The sequence below is a fragment of the Betaproteobacteria bacterium genome, from assembly GCA_016720065.1.
Taxonomy (GTDB): Bacteria; Pseudomonadota; Gammaproteobacteria; order Burkholderiales; family Rhodocyclaceae; genus SSSZ01.
This window is the reverse complement of sequence record JADJXY010000001.1, coordinates 322355-336325: the sequence shown is the minus strand read 5'-3', so window position 1 is coordinate 336325 and position 13971 is coordinate 322355. Positions and strand designations below refer to the sequence as shown.

The 13971-nt window shown below is 68.4% G+C and carries 12 protein-coding genes; all 12 read right to left on the bottom strand.

Translation table 11 applies throughout. From position 1 onward, the window contains the following. Window positions 1-2: 2 nt before the first annotated feature. The 12 genes from IPM73_01575 to rsmH all read right to left on the bottom strand — a co-directional run bounded on the left by IPM73_01575 (window position 3) and on the right by rsmH (window position 13902). Window positions 3-755: a cell division protein FtsQ/DivIB gene (locus IPM73_01575; protein ID MBK8916781.1), complete on the bottom strand. Its 753-nt coding sequence runs from the start codon at window positions 753-755 to the stop codon at window positions 3-5. 67 nt (window positions 756-822) lie between these two features. Next, window positions 823-1728: a D-alanine--D-alanine ligase gene (locus tag IPM73_01570; protein ID MBK8916780.1), complete on the bottom strand. Its 906-nt coding sequence runs from the start codon at window positions 1726-1728 to the stop codon at window positions 823-825. Continuing rightward, window positions 1725-3122 (bottom strand): UDP-N-acetylmuramate--L-alanine ligase, encoded by a 1398-nt coding sequence (locus tag IPM73_01565; GenBank protein ID MBK8916779.1) that lies wholly within the window; start codon window positions 3120-3122, stop codon window positions 1725-1727. The genes IPM73_01570 and IPM73_01565 overlap by 4 nt, the downstream gene beginning before the upstream one ends. Continuing rightward, window positions 3119-4177 carry an undecaprenyldiphospho-muramoylpentapeptide beta-N-acetylglucosaminyltransferase gene (murG, locus tag IPM73_01560; protein MBK8916778.1) on the bottom strand — a complete coding sequence of 353 codons (1059 nt, stop codon included), beginning with the start codon at window positions 4175-4177 and terminating at the stop codon, window positions 3119-3121. The genes IPM73_01565 and murG overlap by 4 nt, the downstream gene beginning before the upstream one ends. A gap of 175 nt (window positions 4178-4352) precedes the next feature. Then, a complete protein-coding gene (ftsW, locus tag IPM73_01555) occupies window positions 4353-5516 on the bottom strand; it encodes a putative lipid II flippase FtsW (GenBank protein ID MBK8916777.1) in 1164 nt (387 codons plus the stop codon). Beyond that, entirely contained in the window at window positions 5513-6865 is a 1353-nt protein-coding gene (murD, locus tag IPM73_01550) for a UDP-N-acetylmuramoyl-L-alanine--D-glutamate ligase (GenBank protein MBK8916776.1), read from the bottom strand. The genes ftsW and murD overlap by 4 nt, the downstream gene beginning before the upstream one ends. A 79-nt stretch (window positions 6866-6944) precedes the next feature. After that, window positions 6945-8048, bottom strand: coding sequence for a phospho-N-acetylmuramoyl-pentapeptide-transferase (locus tag IPM73_01545; GenBank protein ID MBK8916775.1), 1104 nt, complete (start codon window positions 8046-8048; stop codon window positions 6945-6947). After that, on the bottom strand, window positions 8048-9475 hold the full coding sequence (gene murF, locus IPM73_01540; GenBank protein MBK8916774.1) for a UDP-N-acetylmuramoyl-tripeptide--D-alanyl-D-alanine ligase: 1428 nt from the start codon (window positions 9473-9475) through the stop codon (window positions 8048-8050). The genes IPM73_01545 and murF overlap by 1 nt, the downstream gene beginning before the upstream one ends. Next, window positions 9472-10941: a UDP-N-acetylmuramoyl-L-alanyl-D-glutamate--2,6-diaminopimelate ligase gene (locus IPM73_01535; GenBank protein ID MBK8916773.1), complete on the bottom strand. Its 1470-nt coding sequence runs from the start codon at window positions 10939-10941 to the stop codon at window positions 9472-9474. The genes murF and IPM73_01535 overlap by 4 nt, the downstream gene beginning before the upstream one ends. Beyond that, a complete protein-coding gene (locus tag IPM73_01530) occupies window positions 10938-12692 on the bottom strand; it encodes a penicillin-binding protein 2 (GenBank protein MBK8916772.1) in 1755 nt (584 codons plus the stop codon). Before IPM73_01530 ends, IPM73_01535 begins: the two co-directional genes overlap by 4 nt. Then, window positions 12692-12985, bottom strand: a complete 294-nt coding sequence (gene ftsL / locus IPM73_01525) for a cell division protein FtsL (GenBank protein ID MBK8916771.1) — start codon at window positions 12983-12985, stop codon at window positions 12692-12694. Before ftsL ends, IPM73_01530 begins: the two co-directional genes overlap by 1 nt. Then, window positions 12985-13902: a 16S rRNA (cytosine(1402)-N(4))-methyltransferase RsmH gene (gene rsmH, locus IPM73_01520; protein ID MBK8916770.1), complete on the bottom strand. Its 918-nt coding sequence runs from the start codon at window positions 13900-13902 to the stop codon at window positions 12985-12987. The genes ftsL and rsmH overlap by 1 nt, the downstream gene beginning before the upstream one ends. Between the last annotated feature and the right edge of the window lie 69 nt (window positions 13903-13971).

Sequence of the window (13971 nt, the reverse complement as noted above, 5' to 3'; positions counted from 1 at the left end):
CCCTACTTTCCCTTTCCCGCCACAGCCGCTCCCCGCAGGGCAAAGCCGTTGGGATACCGTAAATCCACCACCGCCGGCAGCGTTTCCCGCTGCCCCACGGTTTCCCCGTACACCTTCACAAATCGCTCCAGCCGGGCGCCCACCGGCGACTTGGGCTGGTCCCGCCCCAACTCGATGGCCATGCCGCTGTCCAGGCGCATGTGCCACGACAGCCGCGGCGACAGCAGCACCTGGATCGGTCTCTGCCCCAAGGCCCGGAAGGACTCCGTCCAGTCGCCGTGGCGGCGCAGCAGGTCCGGCGCCGTGCCCGCCGGGCCGTGCAGGGCGGGCAGCAGCGCAGCCTCGGTCCTGGCCAGCGGCGCCGCGAAGACCTCGCCATAGGTGTTCACCAGTTCGTTGCTCGCCGCCGCCCCGCTTTCCCAACGCGCGGCCGCCCGATGCTCCTCGACGCTCACTTCCAGCCGGGCCGGCCACACCCGCCGCACCTGCACCCGGCGAATCCAGGGCAACTTTTCCAGAGCGGCGCGCACGGCATCCAGATTGACGCTGAAGAAATTGCCCTTGAGCGCCGTAGGCAGCGCCTGCTCCACTTCCAGGCGCCGCACCTGATGCAGTTCCTGGGTGAACACCACCTGCTTTATGGGCAGGGAGGGCACCCGCACCAGCCAGACGACCCCCACCGCCAGCAGCGCCGCGACCCCTGCCAGAAGCAGGAGATCGGCCAGGGCGTTGAGGGCGTCGGGCTTGTTCCACATGGCTCATACCTCCCCCTGGGGCAGGCCCCGGGGGGTGAGAGAAGGGGCGGTGGCCGGCGAGATCATGTCAGTCGTGGGAAGCCAGTTCGAGCACCCGGCGCACCAGGGTAGGGTAGTCCATGCCGGCCACCCGGGCCGCCATGGGCACCAGGGAATGGTCGGTCATGCCCGGCGCCGTGTTGGCCTCAAGGAAGTAGTGCTGCCCCTCCTCGTCCATGAGGAAATCCACCCGGCCCCAGCCCCGCCCCCCAAGGATGCGAAAGGCTTCCAGGGCCCCCTTGCGGATACGGGCCTCCTGCTCGGCCGGCAGGCCGCAGGGGCAGAGGTACTTGGTGTCGTTGCGGATGTACTTGGCTTCGTAGTCGTACCAGTCGGTGGCCGGCTCGATCTTGATGATGGGCAGGGCCTCGTCGCCGACGATGCCGACGGTGTATTCGCCGCCCAGGACGCCCTTTTCGGCGATCACCAGGGAGTCGTGTCTGGCCGCCTCGGCATAGGCCGCGGCCAGATCCCCCCGGGCCCTGACCTTGGTAATGCCGATGGAAGACCCCTCCCGGGCGGGCTTGACGAAGAGAGGCAGGCCCAATTCCTCCTCGATCTCGGCGAAGTCGGAATCAGCCTTGAGCACCGCGTATTCCGGGATGGGCAGGCCGGCGGCACGCCACATCAGCTTGGTGCGGAACTTGTCCATGGCCAGGGCGGAGGCCAGCACGCCGGGGCCGGTGTAGGGGATGTGCATCATCTCCAGGGCGCCCTGGATGGTGCCGTCCTCGCCGTGGCGACCGTGCAGCGCGATGAAGGCCCGGTCGTAGCCCTTCAAGGCGTCCAGGGGCTGGTTGGCGGGATCGAAAGCATGGGCGTCGATGCCCTGCCCCTGCAGGGCGGCCAGCACCCGCGACCCGCTGTTCAAGGACACCTCCCTTTCGGCGGACGTTCCGCCGAAGAGCACCGCGACTTTACCGAAATTGCTCACGAGGGCTTTCCTTCAACCAGCTTGCCGGGTACCGCGCCGATGGAACCGGCACCCATGGTCAACACCACGTCGCCGTCCCGGGCGACATCCAGAATGGTTTGCGGCATGGCCGCGATGTCCTCGACGAAGACCGGCTCCACCTTGCCCACCACGCGCAGGGCCCGGGCGAGCGACCGGCCGTCGGCGGCGACGATGGGCGCTTCGCCGGCGGCGTAGACCTCGGCCAGCAGCAGCGCATCGACCGTCGACAGCACCCTGACGAAATCCTCGAAGCAGTCGCGGGTGCGGGTGTAGCGGTGGGGCTGGAAGGCCAGCACCAGGCGGCGGCCCGGGAAGGCCCCGCGGGCGGCGGCGAGGGTGGCGGCCATTTCCACCGGGTGGTGGCCGTAGTCATCGATGAGGGTAAAGCTGCCACCCTCCGGCAGGGCCACCTCGCCGTAGCGCTGGAAGCGGCGGCCGACGCCCTTGAATTCGGCCAGCGCCTTGATGATGGCGGCGTCCGGCACCTGCACCTCGGTGGCCACGGCGATGGCGGCCAGGGCGTTCAGGACGTTGTGCATGCCCGGCAGGTTGAGGGTGATGGGCAGGCGGGAGACGCTGCCGTTCACCCTTACCGCATCGAAATGCATCTGGCCGTCCACCGCCCGCACGTTCTCGGCGTGGACGTTGGCCGCCGGGTCGAGGCCGTAAGTGACGATCTGCTTGGGCACCGCCGGCAGGATGGCGCGCACGTTGGGATCGTCGGCGCAGAGTACCGCCACCCCATAGAAAGGCAGGCGGTTGAGGAAATCGACGAAGGCGCCCTTCAAGCGCTCGAAGTCGTGGCCGTAGGTTTCCATGTGGTCAGCGTCGATGTTGGTGACCACCGAGATGACCGGCGACAGGTAGAGGAAGGAAGCGTCGGATTCGTCGGCCTCGGCCACCAGGAAATCGCCCTGCCCCAGCTTGGCGTTGGCGCCGGCGGCGTTGAGGCGGCCGCCGATGACGAAGGTGGGATCGATGCCGCCCTCGGCCAGGATGCTGGTGACCAGGCTGGTGGTGGTGGTCTTGCCGTGGGTGCCGGCGATGGCGATGCCCTGCTTGAGGCGCATCAGCTCGGCCAGCATCTGGGCCCGGGGCACCACCGGCACGTGACGCTCACGGGCGGCGACCACTTCCGGGTTGTCGGCCTTGACGGCGGTGGACACCACCACCGCGTCCGCCTTGGCAACGTGCTTGGCGGCGTGGCCGACGTGGACCTTGACGCCCTGGGCTTCCAGGCGGCGCGTCGTGGCGCTGGCGGCGAGGTCGGAACCGGAGACCTTGTAACCCAGGTTGGCCAGGACCTCGGCGATGCCGCTCATACCGGAACCGCCGACGCCGACGAAGTGGATATTCTTGACCTTGTGCTTCATTTCGCCACCTCGGAACAGATATTCGCCACTTCCTCGGTGGCGTCGGGCTTGGCCATGCTCCGCGCCTTCTCGGCCATTTCCAGGAGCTGGCTGCGGCTGTAGTTGCGGATCAGGGCGACGGAATCGGGGCTCAGCTCGCCCTGGGGCAGCAGGAAGGCCCCGCCCACATTCACCAGGAACTTGGCGTTCCCCGTCTGGTGGTCATCCACCGCGTGGGGGAAGGGCACCAGGATGGCCGGCACCCCGGCAGCGGCCAGTTCGGCGATGGTCAGCGCGCCGGCGCGGCAAATTACCACATCGGCCCACTCGTAGGCACCGGCCATGTCGTCGATGAAAGCGACGCAGTGGGCGTGGATGCCGACGGCGGCGTAGTTGGCCTTGAGGGCTTCCAGATGCTGCTCACCCGCCTGATGCACCACCTGGGGCAGTTCGTCGGCATTGAGCTGGGCCAGGCCCTGGGGAATGACCTCGTTGAGCACCTTGGCCCCCAGGCTGCCGCCGATGACCAGCAGGTGCAGGCTGCCGCTACGCTCCTTGAGGCGCTCGGCGGGCGCCGGCAGGGCCGCGATCTCCGGGCGCACCGGGTTGCCCACCCAGGCGCCCTTTTTCAAGACCTCCGGGAAGCCGGTGACGACCCGGTCGGCAACGCCGGCCAGCACACGGTTGGCGAGCCCGGCGACGGAATTCTGCTCATGCACCACGAGGGGCTTGCCGAGCAGCACCGCCATCATGCCGCCGGGGAAGGTGATGTAACCGCCCATGCCCAGCACCACGTCCGGACGCACCTGGCGGATGGCCTTCAAGGCCTGCCAGAAACCCTTGAGGAGATTCAAGGGCAGCAGCAGCTTGCGCAACAGCCCCTTGCCGCGCAGGGCCTCGAACTTCACCCACACCATCTCGAAGCCGTGCTGGGGTACGCGACGGGCTTCCATGCCCTCCGGATTGCCCATCCAGACGACCCGCCAGCCGCGTTCGCGCATCTTCTCGGCGACAGCGAGAGCGGGGAAGATGTGGCCGCCGGTACCGCCGGCCATAACGAGGAGGGTCTTGCTCATAGCTTCCCTCCACGCCTGAGATGCCTGTTTTGTCTCCGGCCGCGCTGCGCGCTTAACACCGGCTGCGGCGGGTGAGTGGCTACGACGTCACATTCGCTACGCGAATATGAGTCTGCGCCGCAACGAGCCGCTTTGCGGCGCGTTGTCTGCGCCGAAACAGGCAGCACGAACGTGGTCATAGTTTTCCACCTCGCATGAGCTGCCGGTTCTCCCAGTCGACACGCAAGAGGATCGCCACAGCCACGCAGTTCGCCACAATTCCCGAGCCGCCGAAGCTCATCAGCGGCAGGGTCAGGCCCTTGGTGGGCAGGAGCCCCATATTCACACCCATGTTGATGAAGGACTGCACGCCCATCCAGATGCCGATGCCCATGGCCACCAGGGCCGGATAGAGGCGGTCGAGCTGGACGCAGCGGCGGCCGATGGCGAAGGCCCGCTGCACCAGCAGGGCGAAGAGCAGGACAACAACCAGGACACCGACGAAGCCCAGTTCCTCGGCGATGACGGCGAGGAGGAAGTCGGTATGGGCTTCCGGCAGGTAGAACAGTTTCTCCACGCTGGCGCCCAGGCCGACGCCAAAGAGCTCCCCCCGACCGAAGGCGATGAGGGAGTGGGACAGTTGATAACCCCGGCCGAATTCGTCACCCCAGGGGTCCATGAAGCCGAAGATGCGGTCCCGCCGGTAGGGCGAGACGATGATGAGCACGGTGAACGCCACCAGCAGGCCCGCCACCAGGACGACGAAGAGGCGCGCCCGCAGCCCCCCCAGGAAAAGGATGCCCATGGCGATGGCGATGATGACCACGAAGGCACCGAAGTCGGGCTCCTTCAGAAGCAGCATGCCGACCACGAACATGGCGCCGAACATCGGCAGAAAGGCCTTCTTGAGGTCGTGCATGACCGAAATCTTGCGCACCGTGTAATCGGCGGCGTAGAGCACCGCAAAGAGCTTCATCAGCTCGGAAGGTTGCAGGTTGGCGAAGCCCAGGGACAGCCAGCGCCGGGCGCCATTCACGTCGCGCCCGATACCGGGGATGAGCACGATGGCGAGGAGGAGCACCCCCCCGAGAAAGAGCAGGGGCGCGGCGCGCTGCCAGACAGCCAGCGGTACCTGGAAGACGAAGCCGGCGACCACCAGGCCGATGCACAGGAAAATGGCGTGGCGGAAGAGGAAGTAAGTGGGCTGGTGCCCAAAGGCGCGGCTGGCCTCCGCCGTGGCGATGGACGAGGAATAGACCATGACCAGCCCGGTAAACAGCAGCAGCAGCGCGCTCCACAGGAGAGCGTGGTCGATCTCGGCCACTTCGCGGCGGGGGGAGTCGAGGGCGGCGAGCATCATGAGGGCAGCCCCTGCACCGCGTCGACGAAGGCTTGCGCGCGGTGGGCGTAGTTCTTGTACATGTCGAGGCTGGCACAGGCTGGCGAGAGCAGCACGCAGTCGCCCGCCTGCGCCTGGCTGGCCAGCCAGCGGACCGCCTCGCCCATGTCGGCACAGCGCTGCAGCGCAATGCCTGCGCCGGCGATGGCCGTCTCGATGGCAGCGGCGTCGCGGCCGATGAGCGCGGCGGCACGGCCATGCTTTTGCAGTGCCGGCAGCAGGGGAGAGAAATCCTGGCCCTTGCCGTCGCCGCCCAGGACGATGTTCACCGGCCGCCCCAGACCTTCGATGGCGGCCAGGGTGGCGCCGACGTTGGTGCCCTTGGAGTCATCGACGTAGAGCACGCCGCGCTTCTCGGCCACGGCTTCGACGCGATGGGGCAGGCCCTGGAAGGCCTTCAGCGCTTCCATCAGGCGGTCCGGCGCCACGCCCACCGCCTCGCACAGGGCCAGGGCGGCCATGGCGTTGGCGGCGTTGTGCAGTCCGGCGATCCTGAGGTCGGCCAGGGCCACCAGGCGCACCTGGCCGCGGCAGAGATGGCCATCCGCCAGGCCGTAGTCGGTACCCCGGGGAGCCGCGTCGAGGCCGAAGGTCACCAGGGTGCGCCCGCAGCGGCCGTTGGCCATGGACCAGTCGTCGTCCCGGTTGAGGACCAGGACGCCCTTGCCCTGGAAGATGCGGGCCTTGGCGGCGGCATAGTTGGCCAGGCTGCCCTCGTAGCGGTCGAGATGATCTTCGGAGACGTTGAGCAGGGTCGCGGCGGCGGCGTTCAGGTGGTCGGTCGTCTCCAGCTGGAAGCTGGACAGCTCCACCACCCACACCGCCGGCAGCTTGCCCGTGTCGAGGGCGTCCATGAGGGCATCGAGGGCCGACGGCGAAATGTTGCCGCAGGCCACCGCCGGCACTCCGGCGCCCTTGAGCAGGTGGGCGGTGAGCGCGGTCGTGGTGGTCTTGCCGTTGCTGCCGGTGATGCCGACGATCCGGCTGCCGGGCGCGAATTGGCGGACACCGGCGGCGAACAGTTCGATTTCGGAAATCACCGGCGCGGCGGCGTTCTCCACCTGAGGCGTGGCCTTGGGCACGCCCGGCGACAGGGCGATCAGATCCACGCCGGCGAAGGCCGCATCGGCGAAGGGGCCGGCAATCAGCTCGGCACCGGGCACGGCAGCGAAGAGAGCGTCGACGTTGGGCGGATTCTCCCGGGAGTCGGCCACCCGCACGCGGGCGCCCAGCCGGCCCAGCCACTTGGCCATGGCCAGCCCGGATTCACCGAGCCCGACGACGAGGATGGTTTTGCCCTTGAGTTCCATCAGGCCTCCTGCCGGGCCGTCCCAAAGGGGGCCTGCGCCCCCGCGGGGGGCAGTGAGCGAAGTGAGCGTGGGGGCCGTTTCATCTCAGTTTCAGGGTGGAGAGACCGAGGAGGACCAGCATGATGGTGATGATCCAGAAGCGCACCACGACCTGGGTTTCCTTCCAGCCGGACTGCTCGAAATGGTGATGCAGGGGCGCCATGCGCAGGATGCGGCGGCCTTCGCCGAATTTCCGCTTGGTGTATTTGAAGTAGGCCACCTGCAGCATCACCGACAGGGTTTCGCCGACGAAGACGCCGCCCATGATGAGGAGCACGACTTCCTGGCGCACGATGACCGCCACCGTGCCCAGGGCAGCGCCCAGGGCCAGGGCGCCGACATCGCCCATGAACACTTCCGCCGGATAGGCGTTGAACCACAGGAAACCCAGCCCCGCCCCGGCCATGGCGCCGAGGAAGATGCACAATTCGCCGGCCCCCGGCACGTAGGGGATGAAGAGGTACTTGGCGTACACCGCGTGGCCGGTGACGTAGGCGAAGATGACGAAGGCGGCTGCCACCAGCACCGTGGGCATGATGGCGAGGCCGTCCAGGCCGTCGGTCAGGTTCACCGCGTTGGAGGTGCCGACGATGACGAAGTAGGTCAGGGTGATGAAGCCGACGATGCCCAACGGGTAGGCCACGGTCTTGAAGAAGGGGACGATGAGTTCGGTCTGGCCCGGTGACTTGGCGGAAAAGGCCAGGAACAGGGCGGCACCGACGCCCAGCACCGACTGCCAGAAGAATTTCCAGCGGCTGGCCAGGCCGTTCGGATCGCGGTAGACCACCTTCTTCCAGTCGTCGTACCAGCCGATGATGCCGTAACCCAGGGTCACCACCAGCACGGTCCACACGTACTTGTTGCTGAGGTCGGCCCACAGCAGCGTGGTGATGCCGATGGCGATTAGGATCAGCACACCGCCCATGGTGGGCGTGCCGGACTTCACCAGATGGGTCTGGGGGCCGTCGGTGCGCACCGCCTGGCCGATCTTCTTGGCCGCCAGCCAGCGGATCACCGCCGGACCGGCGGCAAAGCTGATGATGAGCGCCGTCATGGCCGCCAGCACCGTGCGCAGGGTGATGTAGTTGAAGACGTTGAAGAAGCGCACGTCCTGGGCAAGGTACTGGGCAAGGGCGAGGAGCATTACGCACCCTCCGGATTTGTGTCGGCGCACCGCGCCGCGGTTGTCTCCCCTCGCCCGCCTGCGGGAGAGGGGTCGGGGGTGAGGGCGGCGATGGCGTCGGCGACCCGTTCCATCTTCATGAAGCGCGAACCCTTCACCAGCACGGTTGCGTCGGGGGTGAGCTCGGGGGTGAGCGCGTTCAGCAACTCTTCCGGGCTGCGGAAGGACTGCCCGCCGTCGCCGAAGTTGTGAGCCGCCAACTGGGAAGCCTCACCCAGGGTATAGAGACGGTCGACGCCCTGGCTCTTGGCATAGCCGCCGATCTCGTCGTGGTACTGGGCGCTGGCCTGACCGATCTCGCCCATGTCGCCCAGCACCATGATCTTGTGGCCGATGGTGGAGGCCAGCACGTCGATGCCGGCCCGCACGGAATCCGGATTGGCGTTGTAGCTGTCGTCGAGGATCACGGCGCCGTTGGCACCCGGGCGCCGCTGCAGGCGCCCTTTGACCCCGGCAAAGGCGGCCAGCCCCTGGGCCACAGCAGCCAAGGGAATGCCGGCGGCGAGGCAGGTCGCCGCCGCCGCAACGGCGTTGCGGGCGTTGTGCCGACCCGGCACGGCCAGGGCAATGTCGGCCTCGCCCTGGGGAGCGATGAGATGCAGGGTGATGTCCAGCCCGTGCTGGCGCACCTCGCCGCGGACGTCGGCGGGGCTGTCGATGCCGAAGGTGAGGACGCTGTGCGGGCCGGCGAGGCTGCGCCAGTAGTCGGCGTAGGCGTCGTCGGCATTGACCACGGCGACGCTTTTCCCTTGCAGCCCGCCGAAAATGGCACCCTTCTCCCGCGCCACTTCGTCCAGGTCGCCCATGCCTTCCAGGTGGGCGCGCTGGGCGTTGGTGATCACAGCCACCGTCGGCGCGCCGATGGGAGCGAGATAGGCGATTTCGCCCGGATGGTTCATGCCCATCTCGATCACCGCCGCCCGATGCCCGGCGTTCAGCCCCAGCAGGGTCAGCGGCAGGCCGATGTCGTTGTTGAGATTGCCACGGGTGGCCAGCACGGCGTCGCCGAAGGCTGCCTTGAGGATGGCGGCGATCATTTCCTTGGTCGTGGTCTTGCCATTGGATCCCGTCACGGCCAGCACCGGCAGGGTGAAGCGGCTGCGCCAGGCGGCGGCCAGGCGCCCCAGGGCGAGGCGGGTGTCGTCCACCACCAGGGCCGCGGCGCCGGCCGGCAGGCGGCTCGCGTCGCTGACCATGAGGGCGGCAGCGCCGGTGGCGACGGCCTGATCGAGAAAATCGTGAGCGTCGAAACGCTCGCCGCGCAGGGCCACGAAGAGCATGCCGCCAGCGGCGGCGCGGGTGTCGGTGGACACGCCGGTCACGGCCTGGTTGGCGCCGACCTGACGCGCACCTATGGCTTGAGCGATTTCGGAGAGGAGCCAATTCATTGTTTTTTCTCTTGGCGTCTGGCGAGGGCGGCGCGAGCTTCGGCCAGGTCGGAGAAGGGCGTGCGCAGGCCGTTGCGCTCCTGGTAGGGTTCGTGACCCTTGCCGGCCAGCAGCACCACGTCGACGTCGGTGGCGGCCGCCAGGGCGGCATGGATGGCCTCGGCCCTGTCCTCGATGACGCGGGCGCCGGGCGCGCCGGGCAGAATGTCGGCGATGATGGCGGCGGGGTCTTCCCGACGCGGGTTGTCGCTGGTGACGATGACGCTGTCGGCGCCCCGGGTCGCCACCTCGCCCATCAGGGGACGCTTGCCGCGGTCCCGGTCACCGCCACAGCCGAAGACGACCGCCAGCTTTCCGCCTCGGGCCGCAGCCACGTCGCGCAGGGCTTGCAGGGCGTTGGCCAGGGCGTCGGGTGTATGGGCGTAATCCACCACCAGCAGCGGCTCGCCCTCGCCTCCCAGGCGCTCCAGGCGCCCTGGAGGAGGGGCGAGGGCCTGGAGCCGGGCGGCGATGTCGGAGGCCGCGAGGCCCGTGTCGTACAGCACCGCAGCGACGGCCAGCAGGTTGGAGACGTTGTAGCGCCCCAGGATCGCGGTGCGCACGGCGACCCGACCGTTGGGCAGGACGAGGGTGAAAGACTGTCCCTCGGGCGTCGCCTCCAGGTGCTCCGCCCGCACCGCGGCCCGGGTGGCCTGCTCGCCTTCGCCCACCGTGGTGCCGAGGATGCGGCTGGCGGAGGAGGCGCTGAACAGAAGGCGCCCGAAGGGATCGTCCAGATTCACCACCGCGGCGCGCAGGCGCGGCCAGTTGAACAGGCGCTCCTTGGCCGCCGAGTAGGCCTCCATGGTGCCGTGGTAATCGAGATGGTCCCGGGACAGATTGGTGAATACGGCCACGTCGACCCGCAGGCCGTTCATGCGTCCTTCCTCGATGCCGATGGAACTCGCCTCCAGGGCGCAGGCCCGCGCCCCCCTCCCCTGGAAGTCGGCCAGGGCGGCCACCAGGGCGGTGGCTTCCGGCGTGGTGAAGCCCGTTTCCTGCAATTCATCCGGAAAGCCCGCGCCCAGGGTACCGATCACGGCGCAGGCCCCGGGATAGGCCCGGGCCAGCCACTGGCTGACGGTGGTCTTCCCGTTGGTACCGGTGATGGCGACCAGGGAGAGCCTTTCGCTGGGCCGGCCGAGAACTTCGTGGGCCAGGGGACCGGCCAAAGCGCGCAGGCCGCTGGCCGAGCGATTGGCAACGCGCCAAGCGGCGTCCCAGGCGAAGTCACCGCCGGGCTGCCAGAGGACCGCCGCCGCGCCTCGGGCAAGGGCGTCGGGAATGTAGCGCCGGCCATCGGCGAGGTCGCCGGGGTAGGCCAGGAAGATATCCCCCGGGGCCACCCGACGGCTGTCGTCGGTCACCCCGCTGGGGCGGATGCCCGCGGCTTCGAGGTCGGCCAGCAATTCGCGCACCGCGGTCATAGGTGCCCTCCCCCCGCTGCGCGGTCCTGCTGGGCCACCTGGAGCGGCAGATCGGGCTTGATCCCCAGGGTGCGCAGGGCGCCGGCGGTGATGCCGGAAAAGGCAGGCCCCGCCACGTCGCCCCCGTAGTGGCCGCCCGCGGTCGGCTCGTCGATCATCACCGCCACCACCAGGCGTGGATCGCTGAGGGGCGCAACACCCACGAAGGACGACACGTACTTGCGGGCATAGGCGCCGTTCTCGATCTTGTAGGCGGTGCCCGTCTTGCCTCCCACGCGGTAGCCCACGACGCGGGCCTTGGGCGCCGTTCCCTCGGGCTGGACCGCCATTTCGAGCATGGCGCGGATTTCCCGGGCGGTCTCCGGCGAGAAGACCTGGACGCCCTTGGCCGGCGGCTCATCCAGGCGCAGGAGCGAGAGCGGAACGAGGTCGCCGTCCCGGGCGAAGACGGTATAGGCCCGGGCGATCTGAATCAGGCTGACCGAAATGCCATGGCCGTAGGACATGGTGGCCTGTTCGATGGGCCGCCAGTTCTTCCAGGGGCGCAGCCGGCCGGAAACTTCGCCGGGAAATCCCAACTGCGGCTGCTGGCCGAAACCCACCGCGTCGTACATTTCCCACATTTCCCGGGGCGAGAAATTGAAGGCCAGCTTGGCGGTGCCCACGTTGGACGACTTCTGGATCACCTGGGCCACGGTCAGGGGGCCGTGGGGATGGGCGTCGGAAATGGTGGCGCTGCCAATGGTCATGCGCCCCGGGGCGCAGTCGATCACGGTGTCGAAGCGCACCTTGCCTCGCTCCAGGGCCAGGGCGGCGGTAAAGGGCTTCATGATCGAGCCGGGCTCGAAGGTATCGGTCAGGGCCCGGTTGCGCAGTTGGGCGCCGGAAAGATGCTCGCGGTTGTTGGGGTTGTAGGTGGGCAGATTGACCAGGGCGAGCACTTCGCCGCTGCGGGCATCGAGGACGATGGCCCCGCCGGCGCGGGCCTTGTGCTCGGCAACCGCTGCCTTGAGATGGCTGTAGGCCAGGTACTGGATCTTGGAATCCAGCGCCAGACGAACGTCCTTGCCGTCCCGCGGCGGTTTGAGGGCCCCCACGTCCTCGACGATGTGTCCGCGCCTGTCCTTGATGACACTGCGGCTGCCGGCGCGGCCTTCGAGGCTCTTCTGGAAGGCCAGTTCGACCCCCTCCAGGCCCCGGTCGTCCACGCCGGTAAAGCCCACCATATGGGCGGTCATGTCTCCGGCCGGGTAGTAGCGGCGGTATTCCTTTTCCTGGTGTACCCCAGGCAGCTTGAGGGCCGAGACCTGATCGGCGACATCGGGCGGCACCTGGCGCTTCAGGAAGGCAAAGGTCTTGTCTCCCGCCAGACGCTGCTCCATGTCCCGCGGCGGCACGTCGAGCAGGGCGGCCAGACGCCGTTTCTGCTCCGGCCCCATCTGGCGGGCATCTGCCGGGATGGCCCAGATGGACTTCATGGGCGTCGAGACCGCCAGCAGATCGCCATTGCGGTCCACGATCCTGCCCCGGGAGGCGGAAACCTCGATATCGCGCAAATAGCGGGATTCCCCCTTGCCGCGGAGAAAGTCGGTATCGACGATCTGGAGATAAAAGCCGCGCCCGGCCAGCAGCGCGAAGGCCCCCATGAGCACCAGCCCGACCAAGCGTGACCGCCAACCCTGCAAGGCCAGTTGCAGGACCGGGCTTTCGGCGAAACGGTGGGCGGCGCGACCGCGGCGGCGAACGACCATCAGCGGCGCCCTCCGCGCGACGCGGCCGGAGCGGTGGCAGGCTCGATGACGCGACCGAAGGCGTCAGGCTGGCGCATGCGCAGGCGCTCCCGCGCGATCTGCTCGATGCGGGGATGGGTCGCCCAGGTAGACATCTCCAGTTGCAACTGGCCGAACTCCACGTCGAGTTGCCGCGCCCGTTCCTGCTCTGCCTCCACGTCCTGGAATAGCTTGCGGGCCCGGTGCTGGGCGGTGACCACCCCCAGGGCGGAGAGCACCAGGACGATGAGGAGAATGGTATTGACGCGCAGCATCAGAGCTTTTCCGCCACACGCATGACGGCACTGCGCGCCCGCGGATTGGCCACGACTTCCGCCGCCGACGGACGCAGCGCCTTGCCGACCGGGCACAGCACGGGCTGCGGCAACTGGTCGGCCCGCAGGGGAATGTCCCGCGGCAGGGCGTCGGGCTCCGCCAGGGCACGCAGATAGCGCTTGACGATGCGGTCCTCCAGGGAATGGAAGGCGATCACCACCAGCCTGCCCCCCCGGCGCAGGAGCTGGGTCGCCTGGGGCAGGGCTACCTCCAGCTGGCGGAGCTCTTGATTGATATGAATCCGTAGAGCTTGAAAGCTGCGCGTCGCCGCGTCCTGCCCTGGCTCACGGGTGCGCACGGCCGCGCGTACGAGGGCCGCGAACTGGCCTGTTGTGACAAGAGCTTGCTCGCTCCGAGCAGCCACAACCTTCTTTGCAATCTGGACAGCAAACCGTTCTTCGCCATAATTTCTTATCACCTCCACGATGTCTCGCTCATCGGCCCGCGCCAGCCATTCCGCCGCCGTCTCGCCGCGGGTGGTATCCATCCGCATGTCGAGGGGGGCATCGTGGCGGAAGCTGAACCCCCGCTCCTTGTCGTCGATCTGGGGCGACGACACCCCTACGTCAAACAGCACCCCGTCCGCCGCTGCCAGACCGGCACCGGCTACCGCAGCAGCCAGATCGCCGAAGGCGGCGTGAACGAGACAAAAACGGGGGTCGTTGATCGCCTCGCCCGCGGCGACGGCCTGCGGATCCCGATCCAGGGCGACCAGGCGGCCGGCACTGCCCAGGCGGGCGAGAATGGCGCGGCTATGCCCGCCCCGCCCGAAAGTCGCATCGATGTAGGCGCCGTCCGGCCGAATCGCCAGGGCTTCGACGGCCTCGTCCAGCAGGACGGTCACGTGGGCGCTCAACGCAAGCCCCCCGCCACGGGGACGCCGCCTACCGACAAAGGGGCCGCCGCGCGCTTCCGCCGGACCCCT

Coding starts and splice junctions, on each gene's coding strand:
- IPM73_01575 (MBK8916781.1), bottom strand. CDS start 755: ATGTGGAACAAGCCCGACGCCCTCAACGCCCTGGCCGATCTCCTGCTT.
- IPM73_01565 (MBK8916779.1), bottom strand. CDS start 3,122: ATGAAGCACAAGGTCAAGAATATCCACTTCGTCGGCGTCGGCGGTTCC.
- murG (MBK8916778.1), bottom strand. CDS start 4,177: ATGAGCAAGACCCTCCTCGTTATGGCCGGCGGTACCGGCGGCCACATC.
- ftsW (MBK8916777.1), bottom strand. CDS start 5,516: ATGATGCTCGCCGCCCTCGACTCCCCCCGCCGCGAAGTGGCCGAGATC.
- murD (MBK8916776.1), bottom strand. CDS start 6,865: ATGGAACTCAAGGGCAAAACCATCCTCGTCGTCGGGCTCGGTGAATCC.
- IPM73_01545 (MBK8916775.1), bottom strand. CDS start 8,048: ATGCTCCTCGCCCTTGCCCAGTACCTTGCCCAGGACGTGCGCTTCTTC.
- murF (MBK8916774.1), bottom strand. CDS start 9,475: ATGAATTGGCTCCTCTCCGAAATCGCTCAAGCCATAGGTGCGCGTCAG.
- IPM73_01535 (MBK8916773.1), bottom strand. CDS start 10,941: ATGACCGCGGTGCGCGAATTGCTGGCCGACCTCGAAGCCGCGGGCATC.
- IPM73_01530 (MBK8916772.1), bottom strand. CDS start 12,692: ATGGTCGTTCGCCGCCGCGGTCGCGCCGCCCACCGTTTCGCCGAAAGC.
- ftsL (MBK8916771.1), bottom strand. CDS start 12,985: ATGCTGCGCGTCAATACCATTCTCCTCATCGTCCTGGTGCTCTCCGCC.